Origin of the sequence: Corallococcus llansteffanensis (assembly GCF_003612055.1) — a bacterium.
GTDB lineage: Bacteria > Myxococcota > Myxococcia > Myxococcales > Myxococcaceae > Corallococcus > Corallococcus llansteffanensis.
Window position 1 is genome coordinate 1 of the sequence record NZ_RAWB01000133.1, and the last position, 19340, is coordinate 19340.

Sequence of the window (19340 nt, forward strand, 5' to 3'; positions counted from 1 at the left end):
TCCCTCGCGCTTCTCGCGCCTGCGCTTCCTCCCGCTCGTGGCCGGTCTCGGCTGCGCCACCGCCTCCACGCCCACGACGCCCGCCGCGTCGGCCGCCCACACCGCCGGAGTCGCTCCGTCCGCGCCCGTGTCGAAGGAGGCCCTCGCCGCGCTGAAGCTGGAGCTGGTGGCGAAGCACGGCGAGGCCCAGAAGGCCCGCATCGAGCGCGGCGTGGACCAGGTGGCCGCGCTGTGGCGCCCGGAGGACGGGGACCTGGCGGCCTTCGCGCGCGAGCAGTTCCTGCCGGAAGGCCCCCAGCTGGACGCGACCTTCGGGCGCCTGGAGCGATTGTTCGAACAGCTGGACGGCCACATGAACGAGCTGGGGCGCGAGCTCCAGTGGTTCACGGATCTGGACCTGGGGCCGCTGCTGCCGGTGGAGTCGCTGCTCGCGTCGTATGACCCGTCCTCCAACGTCACGGCGGACCTGTTCCAGGCGAAGCCGGGCTTCGTCGTGCTGCTCAACTTCCCGCTCACCACGCTGGCCGAGCGCACGAAGGCGGGCCCGTCGTGGACGCGGCGGCAGTGGGCGGAGGCGAAGCTCGCGTCGCGCTTCAACCGGCGCGTGCCCGCGGAGGTGGAGCAGCAGGTGTCGCGGGCCATCGCGGACGCGAACCTCTACATCGCCGAGTACAACCTCTGGATGCACCACCTGGTGGACGCGAAGGGCCAGCGCCTGTTCCCTCAAGGGCTGCGGCTCATCAGCCACTGGAACCTGCGCGACGAGCTGAAGGCGGACTACACGGACGCGAAGGGGCTGGCGAAGCAGCGGATGATCGTCCAGGTGATGGAGCGCATCGTCACCCAGACGATCCCCGCCGCCGTCATCAACAACCCGCGCGTGGACTGGGATCCGTTCACCAACGCGGTGACGGTGGCCCCGCCGGAGTCGGTGGAGCCGAACGCGCCGGAGCGCCCCGCCAAGGCGGACGTCGCGCCGGAGCCGGACACGCGCTACGCGCGGCTGCTCGCCACCTTCCAGGCGTCGCGGCGCGCGGATCCGTACTCGCCCGTGGCTCCCACGCGCATCGCGCGCAGCTTCGAGTTGGATCGAGGCCTGCCGGAGGAGCGGGTGCGCGCGCTGCTGACGGAGCTGCTCGCCTCGCCGCTGGTGCCGCGCGTGGCGAAGCTCATCGAGTCCCGGCTGGGACGCCCGCTGGAGCCGCAGGACCTCTGGTACCCGGGCTTCCGTCCAGGTGCGAAGGTGCCGGAGGCGCAGCTGGATGCGCTGACGCGCAAGCGCTACCCGACGGCGGACGCGTTCGCGCGCGACATCCCCCGCATCCTCCAGGGCCTGGGCTTCACGAAGGAGAAGGCGGACACGCTCGCCTCGTACATCCGCGTGGATGCCTCGCGTGGCGCGGGCCATGCCCAGCAGGCGCTGCGCCGGGGCGACTTCCCCCGCCTGCGCACGCGCGTGGAGAAGGGGGGCATGGACTACAAGGGCTACAACATCGCGGTGCACGAGCTGGGGCACAACGTGGAGCAGGTCTTCAGCCTGTACCAGGTGGACCACACGCTCCTGTCCGGCGTCCCCAACAACGCCTTCACGGAGGCCCTGGCCTTCGTCTTCCAGGCGCGCGACCTGGAGCTGCTGGGCCTGGGCCAGCCCGACGCGGCCAGCGAGCGCGAGCGCGTGCTCAACGACTTCTGGCAGTCCTGGGAGATCGCCGGCGTGGCGCTGGTGGACATGGCCACGTGGCACTGGATGTATGACCACCCGGACGCCACGCCCGCGCAGCTCCGCGAGGCGGTGGGCCAGGTGTCGCGCGACGTGTGGAACCAGTACTACGCGCCGGTGCTGGGCCGAAAGGACAGCCCGCTGCTCGGCATCTACAGCCACATGATCAGCTACCCGCTGTACCTGCCGGACTACCCGCTCGGGCACCTCATCGCCTTCCAGATTGAAGAGCACCTGAAGCAGCGCGGCCCGCTGGGCGCGGAGTTCGAGCGCATGGCCACCTTCGGCTCCGTCACGCCGGACGAGTGGATGCGCCACGCCACCGGGGCCCCCGTCAGCGCGGAGTCTTTGTTGAAAGCCACCGCCAAGGCACTGTGATATCCGGACATTTCTTCTTTGACGCTTACTGGAGGAATGACCGTGAATTCTATTTTCCGTGCGTTGCTGCTGGGCTCGTTGTCCACCGTGGTCGGCTGTGCCTCGATGAGGGGTGGCACGAAGCCGACGCCCCCGCCGCCCGCGTCGCTGGTGGACAACTGTGACGACACGCAGAAGGCCGTCTCGAAGGAGGCGGACGCGCTGGCGAGCCCCTACGGCATTGATCAGCACGTGGAGAAGAACTTCGCGGACCGCAAGGTGTCGTGGCTGATGACGGACAGCGCGTACCAGAAGTTCGTGGTGCAGACGGGCGCGAAGAACTTCGGCCGCTGCAACGACGTGGCTTGCTACCTGTTCGCGGCGCCGGCGGGGACCATCCAGGGCGCGGTGGAGAAGGCGAAGACGCCGGATGGGAAGCACGACCCCGCGGTGCTGGGCCAGGCGCTGGGCCTGCCGGCGAAGAACTTCGAGGGCCCGCTGCGGATGATGACGCTGGACCTGGCGGCGCAGAAGGTCTGCACGCGGCTGCCGGTGGACGCGGATCCGGGCGTGTGGAAGTGCACCACGCCGGAGGACAAGGACTGCTTCAAGTTCGGCGGCTACACGTCCGGCGGCGTGCCGGAGGTGATGGTCATCAACGCGCCGGTGGCCGACACGCAGGTGGCGGAAATCCCATGAGCGACGAAGAGGTGGTCCTCCAGAGCCCGCTCCTGTACCGCGTGCTGCGCGGCAGGGACGGGGCGCTGTCCATCGAGGTGCTGGTGGGCGGCATCGTCCAGTTCGAGGTGCGCGTGCTCCTGAACGACGAGGAGACCGCCTCCTTCGCGAAGGAGGGGCGCGCCTTCGCGGACCGGATGGCCCAGGCCATCATGGCCGACCCGCCCTTCGACGGTCGGTCGGTGCGCTGGCCGGTGTTGTGACGTACGCGGCGGGGGCCCGTGTCGCGCGGGCCCCCGTTGCATCCCGTGCCTACGGGCTGACGGCGGTGTTGCCGGGCACGTCCACCAGCTCCACGTCGAACTGGAGCACGGCGTTGGGCGGGATGCGGGAGCCAGGGGGCGGACGCTCGCCGTAGGCGGTGCTGGCGGGGCAGGTGAGCTTCGCCTTGGCGCCGACCTTCATCTTCTGCACGCCCTGGGTCCAGCAGGGGATGACGCCGTTGAGCGGGAACTCGATCGGCTCCCCGCGCTTGTAGGAGCTGTCGAACTCCGAGCCGTCTACGAGGGTGCCGCGGTAGTGCACCTTCACGGTGTCGATGGCGCGAGGCGTCTTTCCGGTGCCGGCCTTGAGCTCGCGGTAGATGACGCCGGAGGGCAGCCGCGTGGCGCCGGCCTCCTTGGAGGCGCGGTCCAGGGTGGTGACGTTGACCTGGGCCTGGCGCGACTTGGCCAGGGCCTGGATCTTCGGGGTGTACTCCTTGGGGTCCACGGGGGGCGTCGCTCCGGAGAGCGCGTCCTGGAGGCCGCGCTGGAGGAGCTGGATCTCCTCGGGCGTCAGGGCGAGCGCCGTCACGCTCTGGCCCAGCGTCAGCCCGAGCGAATAGATGGTCTTCTGATCATCCGTCTTGAGCTCCACGGGGGGCGCGGCGGGCGCCTTCGCGGCGGCCTCGGGCGCGGCGGCCGGCTTGGAGGTCTTCGTCGGGGCCTGGGCCTGGGCGAAGCCCGGAACACCGAGCGCGAGCACCAGGGCCGCCATCCACTGCATACGCATGCTTCCGCCTTTCACGAGAATGGGGCGACTATAGGGCGGCTCATGCGCTGCCGGTCATCCTTCGCGTTCGTGGTGCTGCTGGGAACCCTCGCTGCCCTGGCCTGTGGCGGACCGACCGTGCCGGAGGACGACGCGGTGTGCGCGCTGTCCTTCACGGACACCGGCACCGTGCGCGTCTTCGTGGTCGGGCACGCCTTCACGCTGGATGACGCGGCCTCGCTCGAACACTTCGACGCGTCCTTCCGCGAGGACGTGGTGCGCATCGCGCCGTGCTTGTCCCCCACGCGTCCCAACCTGCTGCTGTTCCCAGAGGACGCGGGGCTGATCGCCTGGTTCTCCGGCCGTCGCGCGATGCTGGCGCGAGGGGCGGGCAGCACGGAGCTGGCCTTCAACGCGATGTACGCGGGCTGGTTCCGGGCGGCGGACGAATACCGCCGACGCTACCCGGGCATCTCCGCGGCGCGGTCGCTGACGCTCGCGCTGGGGGATCCGGCGTGGCGGGCCATGGAGCACACCTTTGGAGGCATCGCGAAGCGCTACGGCGTCTGGGTGATGACGTCCGCCAACGTGCCGTATGTGGAAGCGCGGAGGGACTCCGAAGCGGTGGGCCTGTTCCGCGACGTGGACGCGGACGACAACGAACCCGCGTACGTGGCCACGGGCCCCGAGTGCTTCAACGCGGCGCTGCTGTACGGACCGGACGGCCGGCTCGCGGGCCGCAGTGACAAGGTCTACCTCACGGAGACGGAGGAGGCGGATCTGGACCTGAGCCCCGCGTCGCTGGAGCGGCTGGGCACGTTCGCGCTGCCATTCGGTCGGGTGGGCGCGGCCATCTCGCGCGACGCGTTCTATGCGCCGTTCCTCCAGCGCCTGGAGGACCTGGGCACGGAGCTGGTGACGCAGCCCGAGGCCTGGAGCGGCTGGACGGTGAAGGACGAACAGGGCGGCTGGCTGCCGGACACCATCCTGTCCTCGGGCTGGAGTCACACGCAGAAGTACCGGGGCTTCCGTCACAGCGCGGCGCCAATGCTGAGCGGCAACCTGTTCGACTTGATCTTCGACGGGCAGGTGTGGGTGACACGCAAGAGCACGCCGGATCAGCCACCGCGTGCGTTCGTGGGCAGCCGGCCGTTGACGGGCTGGGTGGACGTGGGGCCGTGGACCTTCCCGGATCCGCTGGAGGCCGACCCCGGCCTGTCCCTGGAGGAGCGACAGGCCCGGCTGCGCGAGCAGGGCGACGCGCTCGAGCCCGGGTCGGGGGACAGGCGCGAAGGACGGTATGCGAGGAGCCTCATCGCGGCCGACCTGTCGCTCGCGGGGGACGGGCCCGGGCCGAAGCTGCCGGTGACGCCCGGGGCGGAGGGGCTGCCGTCGCGGGAGGTGGCCCCCGTGGACGTGGGCGCGCAGACGAACCCCGAGGGCGCCTTCGATGTGGCGGGACGGCTCTACGTCGTCTTCAGCGACGCGCGAGCGGGACGGCCGCAGGTGTACGTGGCCACCTCCGACGACAACGGCCGCACGTTCACGCCCGCGCATCCGGTGTCACTAGGCCCTGGCCGACAGGTGCGTCCGGCGGTCGCGGCGGGCCCGGCAGGCAGTGTGGTGGTGGCGTGGCAGGAGGCGCGCGAGGGCACGAAGGAGGTGCTGTGGGCGGCGGTCTCCACGGACGGTGCCGCGAGCTTCGGGCCGGCGTCGCGGGTGGACGCCGTGGACGCGTCGCAGTGGGAGGCGGCGCTCGCATGGGAGCCTGGAACGTCGCGCGTGGCGCTGGCGTGGACGGACTTTCGCGAAGGGCTCGCGCCGAAGGTACGGCTGTCACGCTCGGAGGACGGAGGCCGCACGTGGGCCGCGTCGTCGCGCGTGGATGCGAGCAACGGCGTGACGGATCGTCATGAGGGCTCGCAGCTCCAGCCCTCGGTGACGTGGGGCGCGGAGGGGGTAGTGGTCGCGTGGCTCGACTACCGCGAACGTGACTGGGAGGTGTACGCGGCGGTGTCGGTGGGGGAGGGGTTCGCGGCCGCCGAGCAGGTCTCGCCGCCTTCAGCCTCGGAGACACTGGCGGGCGAGCCCCGGCTCACGTCGGCGCCGGAGGGTGACGTGGTGCTCGTCTGGGACGACCTGCGCGAGCGTCGCGGGCATCACGATGTGCGCGGAGCCCGGCGTGTGCAGGGCCGCTGGGAACCGTTGCCGTGGGTCGCGGGCGGCGCGGACACGGGGGCCTTCGTCAGTCGCTTCCGTCCTTCGGCGGCGTGGGTGCGCGAGGCGTGGCACGTCGTCTTCCAGGACCTGTCGCCGGGAAAGAGCGGGCTCGGCGCGGCGCGCATGTCCCCGCTCGCGAGCACGGCGCTGGTCGATGCGACGCGGCTGGACGACACCGGGGCTTCGGCCAACCAGCTCACGCGCCCTCGCGTGGTCGCAAAGGTCGATGGGAGCGCGGGCATGGTGCTGTTCGAGGACGACCGCGAAGGCTTCAGCCGCGTGCGCGTGACGGATCCTCTGTGACGCTGGCGTCGCTGGATCAGGGACCGCCGAAGCGGTAGCTGCCGCCCAGCACGAGTCCCAGTGCGCCACGGCCTCCGGGAGTGAGCCACTCCGCTCCGGCGGCCGACGCGTCGTAGCCCGGCCAGTACCAGCCCACCTCCAACTGGAGCGCGAAGCGGCCGAAGGGCACCTGCGTCCCTGCGGCGACGGACCACAGCACGTCCGACTCCACCACGTCGTACAGCGCGGAGCCGGAGACGTAGGTGAGGAAGCGCTCGCGGAGCAGCCAGCTCGCGGCGGCGGTGGCCTCGCCGTGGAAGAGGGCGCCGGTGTCCAGGTCGCTGAACACGTAGCCCCGTCCGGTGAGCGCCAGCGCGGGCCGGGCCCCGTCCTGCTCCAGCGCGAGCCACGTCGCCCCCGCATCCATCCCCGCGACGCCGAGCAGCAGCGGTGTGAGGTGCGCATGGGCGTGCAGGTCCCACCGTCCATTGAGGCCGTAGCTCGCGCCCAATGTGGACAGGGGCAGGGGAACAGGCGCGCCCTCCAGCTTCACCGCGGGCCCACCGACGCCTGCCTCCAGCGCCAGCGTGCCCTCGGGCACCGGCCGCACGTGCGCGGGCAGGCCGCACGCACAGGCCAATGCGAAGAATCCAGCGAGCGGAAAAACGCGGCGCATGGGGGCCAGCCTATCGCGGTTGGCGAGCGTCGTTTTCTTGCGCGCATGACGACTGACCGTACTGTGCCTCCAGGTCGCTTCACCCCCGAAGCGACCTGTTGCACCAGCTGGAGGTCATGAGCCAATGAGCGAGAAGCGGAAGGCCAATCGGGCGCCCCTGGACATCTACCTCAACAAGTACATGGGCGGCGTGCCGTACATGACCCGCGCCGCGGACATCAGCCAGGAAGGCGTCAGCCTGTCCCGCCTCATCGAGCCCCAGAACGACGCGCGTCGCGTGGGCCTCCAGTTCCAGCTCCCCGGCTCCGAGGAGATCATCTACGCCGAGGGTGAAGTCGTACGCGAGTGGAAGGAGTTGGGCCGCCGCGAGCAGTCGGGCGTGCGCTTCACGCTCCTCACCGAGCGGCACCGCAAGATGATCGACGCCTACGTCGACCGTCACGCGAACGAGAACTGACGCGAGGTGTTACCCCGCGCGTGTGCCACCGCGACTACGCGGTGCCACCGGCGGTTCGCAGTGCGCGCGACCAGGCCAGGCCCATCCCCCGGGTCGCCTTGACTTCGCGCGGAGTGGCCCCCTTGAATGACCGGAGAGGTTTTCCTGTGCGCTCGCCGGATCCACGGCGACAGCGGGAGGAGTGCTCCGTGACGCGTTCGCTGTGGGGATTGTTGCTGGTCGTGCCGCTGACGGCGCTGGGCCAGGGCAAGGACGCGAAGGGCGCCGCACCCGCCACTCCCGCCGCCGCTGAAGCTCCGCGCGCCACCCTCGCGCCGGGCATCAACTGGGAAGGCCAGGTCCTGCGCGCCACGGGCTCCGGAGCGCCAGACCTCAAGGCCGCCAACCCCGCGCAGGCCCGCCTGGGCGCCGAGCGCGCCGCGAAGCTGGACGCGTTCCGCAACCTGCTGGAGCAGGCCAAGGGCATCCAGGTGAGCGCGGGCCGCACGGTGGGCGACGAGTGGGCGCGCGACGAGGTGAAGGGCCGCGTCGAGGGCGCCATCCGCGGCTACAAGGTCGTGGCCAAGCGCTACTTCTCCGACAGTGGCGTGGAGCTGGACGTGGAGGTGCCGCTCGCGGCGCTCTCCGCGGCGCTGACGCCCGCGCAGGACGCGGCCATCGTGCTCAACGCCGAGGGCGCGAAGAAGTACACGGGCCTCGTGGTGGACGCGCGCGGGCTGGGCCTGAAGCCGGTGCTCGCGCCCCGACTGGTGGACGCGGCGGGCAAGCCGCTCTACGCCGCGACGGTGCTCACGGACGAGGCGCGCGGCGCGACGGGCGTGGCGGCCTGGTTCGAAAGCCTGGAGGCCGCCCGGAAGGCCGCGCTGGTGGGTGACAAGCCGCTGGTGGTGAAGGCCTCGCAGCTCCAGGGCTCCGACCTGGTCCTCAACGCGGAAGGTGCTCGCGCGCTCACCGAGGCGAACACGCGCTTCCTGGCCGAGGGCCGGGTCGCCATCGTCACGCAGTAGCGCCGAGCCCGAGGAACGACCATGCCCCTGAAGCTCACCGCGCTCTGCCTGTTCCTCGCGACCACGGCGCTCGCCGCCGCGCCCAAGCCCGCGCCGACTCCCGGCGTCGTCGTGAAGGAAGCCTCGGGCGAGGCCGCCATCGTGAACGGCAACGTGGACAAGGCGTTCAACGAGGCGAAGGCCGCCGCGCTGCGCGAGGCGGTGGAGCAGGTGGCCGGGGTGAGGATCGCCGCGGACACACTCACGGCGAACAGCCAGTTGATCAGCGACCGCATCTTCACGAACAGCGCCGGCTACGTGCGCCGCTACGAGGTGCTGGGGCACGAGGTGCTGGCGGATGTGTCGAAGGTGACCGTGCGCGCGGAGGTAGGCACGGAGCAACTCGACAAGGATCTCCAGGCGGTGCAGGCGCTGATCCGCCGGCTGGGCAGCCCGAAGCTCGTCATCCTGACGCAGGAGCAGACGGTGGATCCGAAGGGGCTCGTCACCAACGGCGGCATGTTCGCCACGGTGCTGACGGAGGCCTTCAAGCAGGACCAGTGGACGATCATCGACCCGCACTTCGCCGCGGGCAAGGTGAAGCTCCAGCCGGGTGTGGCGCTGTCGGCCACGGAGGCGAAGGAGATCGGCGACCTGAGCCGCGCGGACTACATCCTCTACGGCACGGTGGTGTTCCGGCAGCAGCCGCCCACGGGCAACGGCATCATCCCGGAGGTGGACGCACAGGGCCGGCAGCTCGTCTTCTCCGTGTCCGGCGAGTACGACCTGGCGGTGTTCGCCACCGACAACGGCAGCCAGCTCGCGAAGGTGGCGGGGAAGTTCGCGTCGGGTCCGGACGACCTGGGCGGGCCGTCGAAGGCGGTCATCTCGTATGACCGGACGGCGTATGAGATCGCGCGGCGGCGCGGCCAGCGCATCGTCACCGAGGTCCGCGCCCCCGTCATCGAGTACGTGCGCGCCTCCCAGCAGGACGGCAACCGCGTGTCGGTGACGGTGCTGGGGCTGAAGGACTACGCGGCGGTGCAGGCCTTCCGCAAGGTGCTGGCGGAGTCGCTCACGGGCCTCCGGGGCGAGCCGGGCAAGGCGACCTTCGGCAAGGACGCGACGCGCTTCGACCTCACGTTCCTGGGGGGCACGGACGAACTGGCCGGGCAGCTCGGAGGCAAGACGTTCCAGAAGCGTAAGGTGTCGGTGACGGGCGTGACGGCGAACACCGTCGAGCTGACCGTGGCGCCGTGATGCGTCTTCGGTGGGCGGCGCTGCTCGCGCTGGCGTTGGGGCCAGGCGCCTGCGCGGCGAAGCAGGACGCGGATCAGCCGGCGTCGATGGCCCGGGCCCGTGAGCTGATGGCCTCCGCCGAGGGCAAGCGCGGCGACCTGGTGCTCCGGTGCGAGCCCGCGGACGCCGAGGTGCTGCTGGACGGCGTGCAGCAGGGCACGTGCAGCGACTTCTCCGGCGTGTCCCGCAGCCTGCGCCTGGGCGAAGCGGGCTTCCACCAGGTCGAGGTGAAGAAGCGCGGATTCTGGCCCTACACGACCTACTACGAGCCCAGCGGGGCGCGGGTGACGCTGAAGGTGAAGCTTCGTCCCGTGACTCCCGATGCCAGCGGAGGTGCTCCGTGAAACGACAGCGAAGGACGTGGACGGTGCTCCTGGCGGGCCTGTTGCCGGGGCTGGCGTTCGGGGCCATTGGCCGGGTGGACGTGCTGGAGGGCACCGCGTCGCGCCTGCCAGAGGGAGGTGTGGCCCAGCCGCTGGCGGTGGGCACGGACGTGGAGGTGAAGGACACGCTGGAGGTCGGGCCGAAGTCCAACCTCAAGCTCACCCTCAACGATGGCAGCGTGCTGATGCTGGGCGCGGGCAGCCGGCTGTTCATCAGCGAGGCGGACTTCGAGGGCCAGGAGCGCAAGGGCTTCGTGGCGAAGCTGGGCCTGGGCAAGGTCTGGGCGAGCGTGAAGAAGGCGCTCGCGGGCTCCCAGGCGAAGTTCGACGTGGAGACGGACCGCGCGGTCGCGGGCGTCCGGGGCACGCGCTTCCGGGTGGACGCTGCCGCCCCCACGGTGATGGGCGCCCTCTCGCCGCGCACGCTGGTGCAGGTGTCGGAGGGCAACGTGCAGGTGACGGCGCGGCTGCCGGTGAAGCCCGGCGAGGCGAAGAAGAAGAAGTCCGGCGAGCGCACCCAGGTGCCGGGGCCCCACGAAGTGACGGTGGAGCAGTGGACGGAGAAGCTCCTCCAGCTCCAGGCGAACGATCAGGTGGTGGTGGACGCGGAGCTGGGCCGGACGAAGGTCGGCACCCTGGACGACAAGGTGGCGGGCGACTCCTTCGGACAGTTCGTCAACCGCAATCAGGGCCCCAAGACGCCGTAGGATGGGTGGGGACAGGGAGGCGGTCATCGGACGTCGCAAGAAAGGCAGTGAGCGCGCGGTGAAGGCCCCGGAACCCGCCGCGTCCCCGGACGTGCTGCCGGTGCTGCATGTCGTGCACCCGGAGCCCGTGCCTCCGGCCGGTGACCCCGGGGCCCTGGACGAGGCGGAGGCCCGCCGGGTCGACTTCGTGTGGTCCGGCGTGATGGTGGGTTCGCTGGCGCTGGTGTTCGCGCTCCTGTCGGTGTTCGGCGGGGTGGCGGTGCCGGTGCTGCTGGCGCTGACGGGCGCGTATGCGTTCAACCCGCTGGTGACGCTCTTGGAGAAGCGCGGCCTGGACCGCACGCTGGGCACGTCCGTGCTGTTCTTCGCGGGCACGCTGCTGATGGTGGGCGCGGGCCTGTACCTGGTGCCGGTGTTCCGCGACGAGGCGGCGAAGCTGCCCGGCTTCTTCCAGCGCGCCAGCACGCAGGTGGTGCCGCAGGTGGAGTCCCTGTTGGGTGTGTCGCTGCCGGACCTCGTGAGCCAGCGCACCGCGGAGCTGGGCGAGAAGGCCTCCGAGCTGCTCCAGAGCGCGGGCCCCACGGCGGCGCGACTGGTGGCGAGCTTCGCCGGCAACACCGCGCGCTTCGCGGCCACGCTGCTGGGCCTGTCGGTGGTGCCGGTGCTGGCGTTCTTCTTCCTGCAGGACTACCCGCGCCTCATGGGGCGCATCCATGACCTGCTGCCGCGCCGCTCGGTGGGGCTGTTGACCCAGCGCTTCCGCGAGGTGGACGAGGTGCTGTCCGCCTTCGTGCAGGGCCAGCTCACCGTGGGCGCCATCCTGTCCGTCATCTACGCGGTGGGGCTGTCCCTGGCGCGCATCGACCTGGCCATCGCCATTGGCCTCATCGCGGGCTTCGGCAACATGGTGCCCTACCTGGGCACGGGCATCGGCGTGGTGCTCGCGGTGCTGGGCGTGCTGCTGTCGTGGCAGGGGCCGTGGCAGCTCGCGGTGGTGGTGACGACCTTCGTCGTGGGGCAGCTCCTGGAAGGCTTCGTCATCACCCCGCGCGTCGTGGGGGAGAAGGTGGGCCTGGCGCCGGTGGCGGTGATCATCGCAGTGCTCGCGTTCGGGGAGCTGTTCGGCTTCGTGGGCATCCTGCTCGCGGTGCCGGCCAGCGCCATCCTCAAGGTCGTCCTGAGCGTGGTCATCCAGCGCTACCGCCGCACCGACCTCTACAAGGGGGGAGCCCGCGCGCCGTGACGAAGCTGGAAGCACTGCACCGCGAGATCATCGCGTGCCGGGCCTGCCCGCGGCTCGTGGAATGGCGCGAAGAGGTGGCCCGGGTGAAGCGCCGGGCCTACCGCGACTGGGACTACTGGGGGAAGCCCGTGCCCGGCTTCGGCGACCCCGGGGCCCGGCTGATCATCGTGGGGCTCGCGCCCGCCGCGCACGGGGCCAACCGGACGGGGCGGATGTTCACGGGGGACCGCTCCGGCGACTTCCTCTTCGCGGGCCTCCACCGGGCGGGTTTCGCCACCCAGGCCCACAGCGAGCGCCGGGACGACGGGCTCCAGCTGAAGGACGCCTTCATCGTCGCCGCCGCCCGGTGCGCGCCGCCGGACAACAAGCCCCTGCCGGAGGAGGTGGCCCGGTGCGCACCCTTCCTCGACCGGGAGATGGCCCTCTTGCCCGGCCGGGTGCTGCTCGCCCTGGGAGCCATCGGGTGGAACGCCGCGCTGGCTTCGGCGACGCGGGTGGGCAACGTGCTGCCCTCGCCCCGGCCCGACTTCGGCCACGGGGCGGAGTTCCGGCTGCCGGACGGCCGGTGGCTCGTGGGCAGCTACCACGTCAGCCAGCAGAACACCCAGACGGGGAGGCTCACCCCCGCCATGTTCGACGGGGTGATGAAACGGATCCGGGCGTTGTTGGACGAAGCGGGGTAGGTGGGAGCGGCGAACGTCGGGAACAGAAGCCCCGTCGTTCGTGTTTCCTTGACAGGTGTGGGAGCCCGCTGTTATTCCCCGCGCCCATCCGCACGACGGGTCGTTAGCTCAGCGGTAGAGCACTACCTTGACACGGTAGGGGTCAGTGGTTCGATCCCACTACGACCCATCACAGTAAGCGTTCCATCTCGCGGGCGGCCGGCTTTCCAAAAAGCCTGCCGCCCGTGGCTTTTCCAGCGCAGGGGTTTTCAAGCCATGTCCGAATCCATCACGGTGACGCTCCCCGACGGCAGTCAGAAGCAGACCGCCCGGGGCACGACCATCCTGGACTTCGTGAAGGGCAGCATCGGCGTGGGGCTCGCGAAGGCGGCCCTGTTCGCCCGGGTGAACGGCCAGGACGTCGACCTGACGCGCACGCTCGACGAGGACGCGAAGCTGCAGATCTTCACGCCCAAGAGCCCCGAAGGCCTGGACCTCATCCGCCACGACGCCGCGCACGTGGTGGCCAGCGCCGTGCAGCGCCTGTTCCCCGGCACGCAGGTGACCATCGGTCCCGCGACGGAGGAGGGCTTCTACTACGACTTCTTCCGCGAGAAGCCCTTCACGCCGGAGGAACTGGAGAAGATCGAAGCGGCCGCCAACGCCGAGCTCAAGCAGGACGCCCCCTTCGTGCGCACGGAGATCTCCATGGAGGAGGCCGTGCGCCTCTTCGAGGAGAAGGGTGAGAAGTTCAAGGTGGAGATCGTCAAGGACATCGCCGCCAAGGGCGCCAAGACGCTCACGCTCTACACCCACGGCGACTGGGTGGACTTCTGCCTGGGGCCCCACGCGCCCAGCACCGGGAAGATCGGCGTCATCAAGATCCTCTCCTCCAGCGGCGCGTACTGGCGCGGCGACCACCGCAACCCGATGCTCCAGCGCGTCTACGGCACGGCCTTCTTCGACAAGAAGGCGCTGGACGCGTACCTGACGCGCATCGAGGAGGCCCGCAAGCGCGACCACCGCAAGCTGGGCAAGGAGCTGGATCTCTTCCACTTCCACCCGTACGCGCCCGGCGCGGCCTTCTGGACGCCCAAGGGCACCGCGATGTACCAGACGCTGTCGGACTGGATGCGCGGGCTCACGGCCGGTGACGGCTACGTGGAGATCAAGACGCCCCTGATGTTCAACAAGGGGCTGTGGGAGACCAGCGGCCACTGGGGCAAGTACAAGGAGAACATGTTCCTGGTGCTCGACAACGAGTCCGGCGAACACGACTTCTCTCTCAAGCCGATGAACTGCCCGTCGCACCACCTGTACTACGGCTTCAAGAAGCACAGCTACCGCGACCTGCCCCTGCGCCTGCACACCCAGGACGTGCTGCACCGCAACGAGGCCGCGGGCTCGCTGGGTGGCCTCACCCGCGTGCGCCAGTTCGCCCAGGACGACGCGCACATCTACTGCATGGAGAGCCAGATCACCGACGAGGTGCGGCGCTTCGTGAAGCTGCTGGACCGCGTCTACAAGGCGGTGGGCCTCACCTACGCGGTGAAGCTGTCCACGCGCCCCGCGGAGCGCCTGGGGGATGACTCCCTCTGGGATCGCGCGGAGGACGGCCTCAAGGCGGCGCTGGAGTCGCTGGGCCTGGAGTACGAGCTGGCCCCGGGCGACGGCGCCTTCTACGGCCCGAAGATCGACTTCGCGGTATCGGACAGCATCGGGCGGCGGTGGCAGCTGGGCACCATGCAGCTGGACTACCTGGCCCCGGAGCGCTTCAACCTGACGTACGTGGGCGAGGACAACGCCGAGCACCGCCCCGTGGTCCTCCACCGCGCCATCTTCGGCTCCTTCGAGCGCTTCACCGCCATCCTCATTGAGCACTTCGCCGGCGCGTTCCCCGCGTGGCTCGCCCCGGTGCAGGCGACGCTCGTGTACGTGGCGGACCGTCAGGTGGAGTACGCCCGCAAGGTGCGCGACGAGCTGCGCGCCAAGGGCTACCGGGTGGAGCTGGACGAGCGCGGCATCACGCTCAACGCGAAGATCCGCGAGGCGCAGCTCCAGAAGATTCCGTTCACCCTCGTGGTGGGTGACAACGAGGTCGAAGCCGGCGCCGTGTCCCCCCGTCGCTACGGCGGCGAGGACCTCAAGTCGATGAAGCTCGCCGACTTCGAGGCGCTCCTGGCGAAGGAAGCCGCGCTGCCCTGAGCAGGGCGGTGTGGGGGCTCTTGACTCCCAGTCCGGGCTGGACTAGTTGCGCGGTTTTCGTCGGAGGGTCCTCCCATCGTTCGCGATCAGAGAACCAATCGCCGTATCCGCGCCCGGGAGCTCCGCGTCGTCGGACCGAATGCGGAGCAGCTCGGAGTCATGACGCTCGAAGCAGCGCTGGCGCGCGCCCAGGCGGACGGTCTCGACCTCGTCGAGATCAGCCCCATGGCGAAGCCGCCAGTCTGCAAGATCATGGACTACGGCAAGTTCAAGTACGAGGAGAAGAAGAAGGCCTCGGAAACGAAGAAGAAGCAGGTCGTGGTCCACCTCAAGGAGGTGAAGCTCCGCCCCAAGACGGAGGAGCACGACTACGAGTTCAAGGTCCGCAACGTCCGCCGGTTCCTGGAAGAGGGGAACAAGGCGAAGATCACCATCATGTTCCGGGGTCGTGAAATCACCCACAAGCAGCTGGGGAGCGCGATTCTCGACGACGTGACGAAGGACCTGAAGGAAGTCGCGGTGGTGGAGCAGCACCCCCGGATGGAAGGGCGCCAGATGTTCATGATCCTGGCCCCCAACCCGAAGGTGGCCCAGCGCGCCCGGGAGCTGGCCCGTCAGCAGGCGGACGCGCTGGCGAAGAAGCAGGAAGGCAGGCCGGCGGACGGCAAGCCGCCGGACGCAGGGAAGGGTGCTTTCCGGGGCCCCGTTGAGGAGTCACCGGAAGCTCCGGAAGTGCCGGCGGCGGTGGTTTCGGCGGTGTCTGTAGGAAACGCTACCCCCATCGCCTCGAAAGAGTGATAGAGGCTTCCGCCAAAGCGTCGCGAACCGTGTTTCGCGACCGCCGTCAGCCGCGATGGCTGCCGTGCCGACAGGAAGCAGAAGGAAGGATTGGGACCATGCCCAAGTTGAAGACCCGCAGCGGCGCGAAGAAGCGCTTCCAGGTGAAGAAGAGCGGCCAGGTGAAGTTCGGCAAGGCCTTCAGCAAGCACCTGTTCACCTTCTCCAAGTCGCCCAAGCAGAAGCGCGGTAACCGGGGCACCGGTCACCTGCGCGACATGGACGCGAAGAAGGTCATCAAGGAGCTGTTCCCCTACGGGGCCTGAGTTTTTCCTCGGGCTTGGACCATCCGTGAGTCCTGGCGGAGCGGCGTGAGGCCGGCACCCCAGGGTCACCTTCAAGAAGTCAGGAGTGTGTCATGCGCGTCAAAAAGGGATTCAAGGCTCGTCGTCGTCGTAATCGCATTCTCAAGCTGGCCAAGGGTTTCCGCGGCCGCCGCAAGAATTGCTACAAGCGCGCCAACCAGGCCGTGGAACGCGCCCTGGACTACGCCACCCGCGACCGCGCGGTGCGCAAGCGCAACTTCCGCTCGCTGTGGATCGTCCGCATCAACGCGGCGGCGCGCACGGTGGGTCTGTCGTACTCGAAGCTGATCGCCGGTCTGGCGAAGGCGAAGATCGGCCTGGATCGCAAGGTCCTGTCCGACATGGCCATCGCGGACCCCGCGGGCTTTGCCGCCGTCGCCAACATCGCGAAGGCAGCCTGAGACACGGCCGGCTTTTGAAGCCGGCCCCCTGAAGCCACACGGGCTGCCTCCAGTACGGGGGCGGCCCTCTTTTTTTGCCCGGTGCCTTGAAGGCGCCCGGGGCGTGAACGGAAGGCGGAAAGAGGACCATGCGAGACCGGTTGCAGGCGTTGGCGGACGCGGCGCGCCAGGAGATCGCGGGCGTGTCGGAGCCCTCGCAGGTGGAGGCGCTGCGCATCCGCTACCTGGGCAAGAAGGGCGAGCTGTCCGCGATCCTGGGCGGCATGGGCAAGCTGCCCCCGGACGAGCGGCGGGCGCTGGGCGAGGTGGCCAACACCGTCAAGGCGGAGCTGGAGCAGCTCCTGGCGGACGCCGTGCGCCGGGCCGAGGACGCGGCGATGGAGGCCCAGCTCAAGGGCCCCAAGCTGGACGTGACGCTGCCCGGGCGCGCGGTGCTGCCCGGAGGCCGGCACCCGGTGTCGCGCACGATGGAGGACATCGTCCGCACGTTCGCGCGGCTCGGGTTCGAGGTGGCCGTCGGGCCTGAGATTGAACTCGACTACTTCAACTTCGAGGCGCTGAACCTGCCCAAGGACCACCCCGCGCGGGACATGCAGGACACGTTCTACGTGGACGAGCCCACGCTGGGGCACGCGAAGAAGGCGGACAGCCCGTCGCTGCTTCGCACGCACACGTCGCCGGTGCAGGTGCGGCACATGCTGGCGCGCAAGCCGCCCATCCGCGCGGTGATGCCGGGGCGGGTGTACCGGCGTGACTCGGACATCACGCACACGCCGATGTTCCACCAGGTGGAAGGGCTGCTGGTGGACAAGGACGTGAGCTTCGCGGAGCTGAAGGGGACGCTGGACGCGTTCGTGCGGGCCTTCTTCGGTTCGGACACGCGCACGCGCTTCCGTCCGTCGTTCTTCCCCTTCACCGAGCCGTCGGCGGAGGTGGACGTCACCTGTGCGTCGTGCGGTGGCAAGGGCTGCCGCGTGTGCAAGCAGACGGGGTGGCTGGAGGTGCTGGGCAGCGGCATGGTGCACCCGAACGTCTTCACCGCCGCGGGCTACGACCCGAAGGAGGTGACGGGCTACGCGTTCGGCATGGGCGTGGAGCGCCTGGCCATGCTGCGCTACGGCATCGACGACTTGCGGATGATGTTCGAGAACGACGCGCGCTTCCTCGAGCAGTTCTGATTCCAGCCGGATGGGCAAGAGGGTGGACCTGTGAAGATTTCGGTGAAGTGGCTGGGCGATTACGTGGCGCTGCCGCCGTCGGTGGACGAGCTGGCGCGCAAGCTGACCGCGGCGGGGCTGGAGATCGAAGGGGTGGAGCGCCCCGGCGAGGGACTGCGCGGCGTGGTGGTGGCGCAGATCCGCGAGTCGGTGCAGCACCCCAACGCGGACAAGCTGTCCGTCACGCAGGTGGACATCGGCGGCTCCGCGCTGTTCCAGGTGGTGTGCGGCGCGAAGAACTTCAAGGTCGGCGACAAGGTGCCGCTGGCCACGGTGGGCGCGAAGCTGCCCAACGGCATGGAGATCAAGCAGGCCGCGCTCCGGGGCGTGGACAGCTTCGGCATGCTCTGCTCGGCGAAGGAGCTGGGCATCACCGAGGACTCCTCGGGCCTGCTCATCCTGCCCGCGGACACGAAGCTGGGCGTGCCCATCGCGCAGGCGCTGGGGCTGGATGACTCGGTGCTGGAGGTGAACGTCACGCCGAACCGGCCGGACGCGCTCTCCCACCTGGGCGTGGCGCGCGAGGTGGGCGTGGTGACGGGCGCGGCGCTCAAGGTGCCCGAGCCGAAGCCCGCCGAGTCCGGCCGTGCGGTGGCGGAGCTGGTGAAGGTGCGTATCGACGCGGCGGACCGGTGTCCTCGCTACGCGGCGCGGGTGGTGGAGGGTGTCACCATCCAGCCGTCGCCGCAGTGGATGCAGGACCGGCTGAAGGCGTGCGGCGTGCGCGCCATCAACAACGTGGTGGACGTCACGAACTTCGTGCTCCTGGAGTACGGGCAGCCGCTGCACGCGTTCGACCTGGACAAGGTGGCGGGCCAGGAGATCGTCGTGCGCACCGCGAAGGCGGGCGAGAAGCTGCGCACGCTGGACGACAAGGAGCGCACGCTGGACGCGGACGACCTGGTCATCGCGGACCGCGATCGAGCGCAGGCGCTGGCGGGCGTGATGGGCGGCGGCGACAGCGAGGTGACTCAAGGGACGAAGCGCATCGTCATCGAGTCCGCGCACTTCCTGGGCTCCAGCGTGCGCCGGACGGCGAAGCGGTACGCGCTGCACACGGAGGCGTCGCATCGCTTCGAGCGCGGGGCGGACCTGGACGCGGTGCTGCCGGCGCTGGACCGGGCCGCGCAGCTCATCGCGGAGCTGTCGGGGGGCACGGTGGCGCCGGGACGGGTGGACGTGCAGCCCGCGCCGAAGCCGCCGCGTCGGGTGACGCTGCGCTACGCGCGGGTGGAGAAGGTGCTGGGCGTGGCGGTGCCGGAGGCGGAGTGCCGGCGCATCCTCGGGGCGCTCGGGTTCAAGACAGTGGACGATGGCGCGGGGCAGACGACGTTCGAGGTGCCGCGGGCGCGCGTGGACGTGGAGCGCGAGGAGGACCTGATGGAGGAGGTCGCCCGCGTGTTCGGCTACGACAACATCCCGGCCCGGCTGCCGCGCGGCCTGGACACACTGGCGCCGGAGCCTCCGCAGATGGAGGCCGAGCGTCGGCTCCGTCACTCGCTGGGTGGGGTGGGGCTGAACGAGGTGGTGAACTACTCGTTCGTCGCACCGAAGTCGCTGGAGGTGCTGGGTGGGAAGGAAGCGCCCATCGCGCTGATGAACCCGCTGAGCGTCGAGCAGTCGGTGATGCGCACGAGCTTGCTGCCGGGGCTGCTGGAGAACCTGTCGCGCAG

19 protein-coding genes and 1 tRNA gene are annotated in these 19340 nt (G+C 70.0%); 18 read left to right on the forward strand and 2 right to left on the reverse strand.

The annotated features are described in order from the left end of the window. The 3 genes from D7V93_RS14805 to D7V93_RS14815 all read left to right on the forward strand — a co-directional run. On the forward strand, positions 1-2098 hold a 2098-nt coding region (locus tag D7V93_RS14805), incomplete at its 5' end, for a gluzincin family metallopeptidase (protein ID WP_341870928.1). 36 nt (positions 2099-2134) lie between these two features. Further along, positions 2135-2776, forward strand: coding sequence for a hypothetical protein (locus D7V93_RS14810; protein WP_120644036.1), 642 nt, complete (start codon positions 2135-2137; stop codon positions 2774-2776). Next, entirely contained in the window at positions 2773-3018 is a 246-nt protein-coding gene (locus D7V93_RS14815; protein ID WP_120644037.1) for a hypothetical protein, read from the forward strand. The genes D7V93_RS14810 and D7V93_RS14815 overlap by 4 nt, the downstream gene beginning before the upstream one ends. A 49-nt stretch (positions 3019-3067) precedes the next feature. Here the strand turns inward: D7V93_RS14815 and D7V93_RS14820 are convergent, their stop codons facing one another. After that, on the reverse strand, positions 3068-3808 hold the full coding sequence (locus tag D7V93_RS14820) for an FKBP-type peptidyl-prolyl cis-trans isomerase (protein WP_120644038.1): 741 nt from the start codon (positions 3806-3808) through the stop codon (positions 3068-3070). A gap of 42 nt (positions 3809-3850) precedes the next feature. Between D7V93_RS14820 and D7V93_RS14825 the strand changes: the two genes are divergently transcribed. Further along, positions 3851-6310 carry a hypothetical protein gene (locus D7V93_RS14825; protein WP_120644039.1) on the forward strand — a complete coding sequence of 820 codons (2460 nt, stop codon included), beginning with the start codon at positions 3851-3853 and terminating at the stop codon, positions 6308-6310. Between the two features lie 16 nt (positions 6311-6326). On the opposite strand, the gene D7V93_RS14830 is transcribed toward D7V93_RS14825, so the two are convergent. Beyond that, positions 6327-6965, reverse strand: coding sequence for a hypothetical protein (locus tag D7V93_RS14830; RefSeq protein ID WP_147451183.1), 639 nt, complete (start codon positions 6963-6965; stop codon positions 6327-6329). Positions 6966-7089: 124 nt separating this feature from the next. On the opposite strand from D7V93_RS14830, the gene D7V93_RS14835 reads away from it, so the two are divergent. From D7V93_RS14835 to pheT, 14 genes are all read left to right on the forward strand, one after another. Beyond that, the gene (locus D7V93_RS14835; RefSeq protein WP_120610833.1) at positions 7090-7422 is read left to right on the forward strand and encodes a PilZ domain-containing protein; all 333 of its coding nucleotides are present in this window, start codon (positions 7090-7092) and stop codon (positions 7420-7422) included. 188 nt (positions 7423-7610) lie between these two features. Beyond that, the gene (locus tag D7V93_RS14840; RefSeq protein ID WP_120644041.1) at positions 7611-8429 is read left to right on the forward strand and encodes an LPP20 family lipoprotein; all 819 of its coding nucleotides are present in this window, start codon (positions 7611-7613) and stop codon (positions 8427-8429) included. 21 nt (positions 8430-8450) lie between these two features. Further along, entirely contained in the window at positions 8451-9668 is a 1218-nt protein-coding gene (locus D7V93_RS14845) for a hypothetical protein (RefSeq protein ID WP_120644042.1), read from the forward strand. Further along, on the forward strand, positions 9668-10051 hold the full coding sequence (locus D7V93_RS14850) for a PEGA domain-containing protein (protein WP_120644043.1): 384 nt from the start codon (positions 9668-9670) through the stop codon (positions 10049-10051). Before D7V93_RS14845 ends, D7V93_RS14850 begins: the two co-directional genes overlap by 1 nt. Further along, entirely contained in the window at positions 10048-10797 is a 750-nt protein-coding gene (locus D7V93_RS14855) for a FecR family protein (RefSeq protein WP_158623747.1), read from the forward strand. The genes D7V93_RS14850 and D7V93_RS14855 overlap by 4 nt, the downstream gene beginning before the upstream one ends. 1 nt (position 10798) lies before the next feature. Next, on the forward strand, positions 10799-12040 hold the full coding sequence (locus tag D7V93_RS14860; protein ID WP_120644045.1) for an AI-2E family transporter: 1242 nt from the start codon (positions 10799-10801) through the stop codon (positions 12038-12040). After that, positions 12037-12723 carry a uracil-DNA glycosylase gene (locus D7V93_RS14865; RefSeq protein WP_120644046.1) on the forward strand — a complete coding sequence of 229 codons (687 nt, stop codon included), beginning with the start codon at positions 12037-12039 and terminating at the stop codon, positions 12721-12723. Before D7V93_RS14860 ends, D7V93_RS14865 begins: the two co-directional genes overlap by 4 nt. Before the next feature lie 97 nt (positions 12724-12820). Then, positions 12821-12892, forward strand: a tRNA-Val gene (locus D7V93_RS14870). Positions 12893-12978: 86 nt separating this feature from the next. Beyond that, the gene (thrS, locus tag D7V93_RS14875) at positions 12979-14907 is read left to right on the forward strand and encodes a threonine--tRNA ligase (RefSeq protein ID WP_120644047.1); all 1929 of its coding nucleotides are present in this window, start codon (positions 12979-12981) and stop codon (positions 14905-14907) included. A gap of 75 nt (positions 14908-14982) precedes the next feature. Continuing rightward, positions 14983-15705, forward strand: a complete 723-nt coding sequence (infC, locus tag D7V93_RS14880; RefSeq protein ID WP_120644048.1) for a translation initiation factor IF-3 — start codon at positions 14983-14985, stop codon at positions 15703-15705. A gap of 98 nt (positions 15706-15803) precedes the next feature. After that, the gene (gene rpmI, locus D7V93_RS14885; protein ID WP_120543405.1) at positions 15804-16010 is read left to right on the forward strand and encodes a 50S ribosomal protein L35; all 207 of its coding nucleotides are present in this window, start codon (positions 15804-15806) and stop codon (positions 16008-16010) included. Between the two features lie 92 nt (positions 16011-16102). Next, the gene (gene rplT, locus D7V93_RS14890; protein WP_120530963.1) at positions 16103-16450 is read left to right on the forward strand and encodes a 50S ribosomal protein L20; all 348 of its coding nucleotides are present in this window, start codon (positions 16103-16105) and stop codon (positions 16448-16450) included. A gap of 128 nt (positions 16451-16578) precedes the next feature. Beyond that, positions 16579-17628: a phenylalanine--tRNA ligase subunit alpha gene (gene pheS, locus D7V93_RS14895; protein ID WP_120644049.1), complete on the forward strand. Its 1050-nt coding sequence runs from the start codon at positions 16579-16581 to the stop codon at positions 17626-17628. 30 nt (positions 17629-17658) lie between these two features. Beyond that, positions 17659-19340, forward strand: a 1682-nt coding sequence (pheT, locus tag D7V93_RS14900) for a phenylalanine--tRNA ligase subunit beta (RefSeq protein WP_120644050.1), incomplete at its 3' end; no start/stop codon positions are given.

Coding starts and splice junctions, on each gene's coding strand:
- D7V93_RS14810 (WP_120644036.1), top strand. CDS start 2,135: ATGACCGTGAATTCTATTTTCCGTGCGTTGCTGCTGGGCTCGTTGTCC.
- D7V93_RS14815 (WP_120644037.1), top strand. CDS start 2,773: ATGAGCGACGAAGAGGTGGTCCTCCAGAGCCCGCTCCTGTACCGCGTG.
- D7V93_RS14820 (WP_120644038.1), bottom strand. CDS start 3,808: ATGCGTATGCAGTGGATGGCGGCCCTGGTGCTCGCGCTCGGTGTTCCG.
- D7V93_RS14825 (WP_120644039.1), top strand. CDS start 3,851: ATGCGCTGCCGGTCATCCTTCGCGTTCGTGGTGCTGCTGGGAACCCTC.
- D7V93_RS14830 (WP_147451183.1), bottom strand. CDS start 6,965: ATGCGCCGCGTTTTTCCGCTCGCTGGATTCTTCGCATTGGCCTGTGCG.
- D7V93_RS14835 (WP_120610833.1), top strand. CDS start 7,090: ATGAGCGAGAAGCGGAAGGCCAATCGGGCGCCCCTGGACATCTACCTC.
- D7V93_RS14845 (WP_120644042.1), top strand. CDS start 8,451: ATGCCCCTGAAGCTCACCGCGCTCTGCCTGTTCCTCGCGACCACGGCG.
- D7V93_RS14850 (WP_120644043.1), top strand. CDS start 9,668: ATGCGTCTTCGGTGGGCGGCGCTGCTCGCGCTGGCGTTGGGGCCAGGC.
- D7V93_RS14860 (WP_120644045.1), top strand. CDS start 10,799: ATGGGTGGGGACAGGGAGGCGGTCATCGGACGTCGCAAGAAAGGCAGT.
- thrS (WP_120644047.1), top strand. CDS start 12,979: ATGTCCGAATCCATCACGGTGACGCTCCCCGACGGCAGTCAGAAGCAG.
- rpmI (WP_120543405.1), top strand. CDS start 15,804: ATGCCCAAGTTGAAGACCCGCAGCGGCGCGAAGAAGCGCTTCCAGGTG.
- rplT (WP_120530963.1), top strand. CDS start 16,103: ATGCGCGTCAAAAAGGGATTCAAGGCTCGTCGTCGTCGTAATCGCATT.
- pheS (WP_120644049.1), top strand. CDS start 16,579: ATGCGAGACCGGTTGCAGGCGTTGGCGGACGCGGCGCGCCAGGAGATC.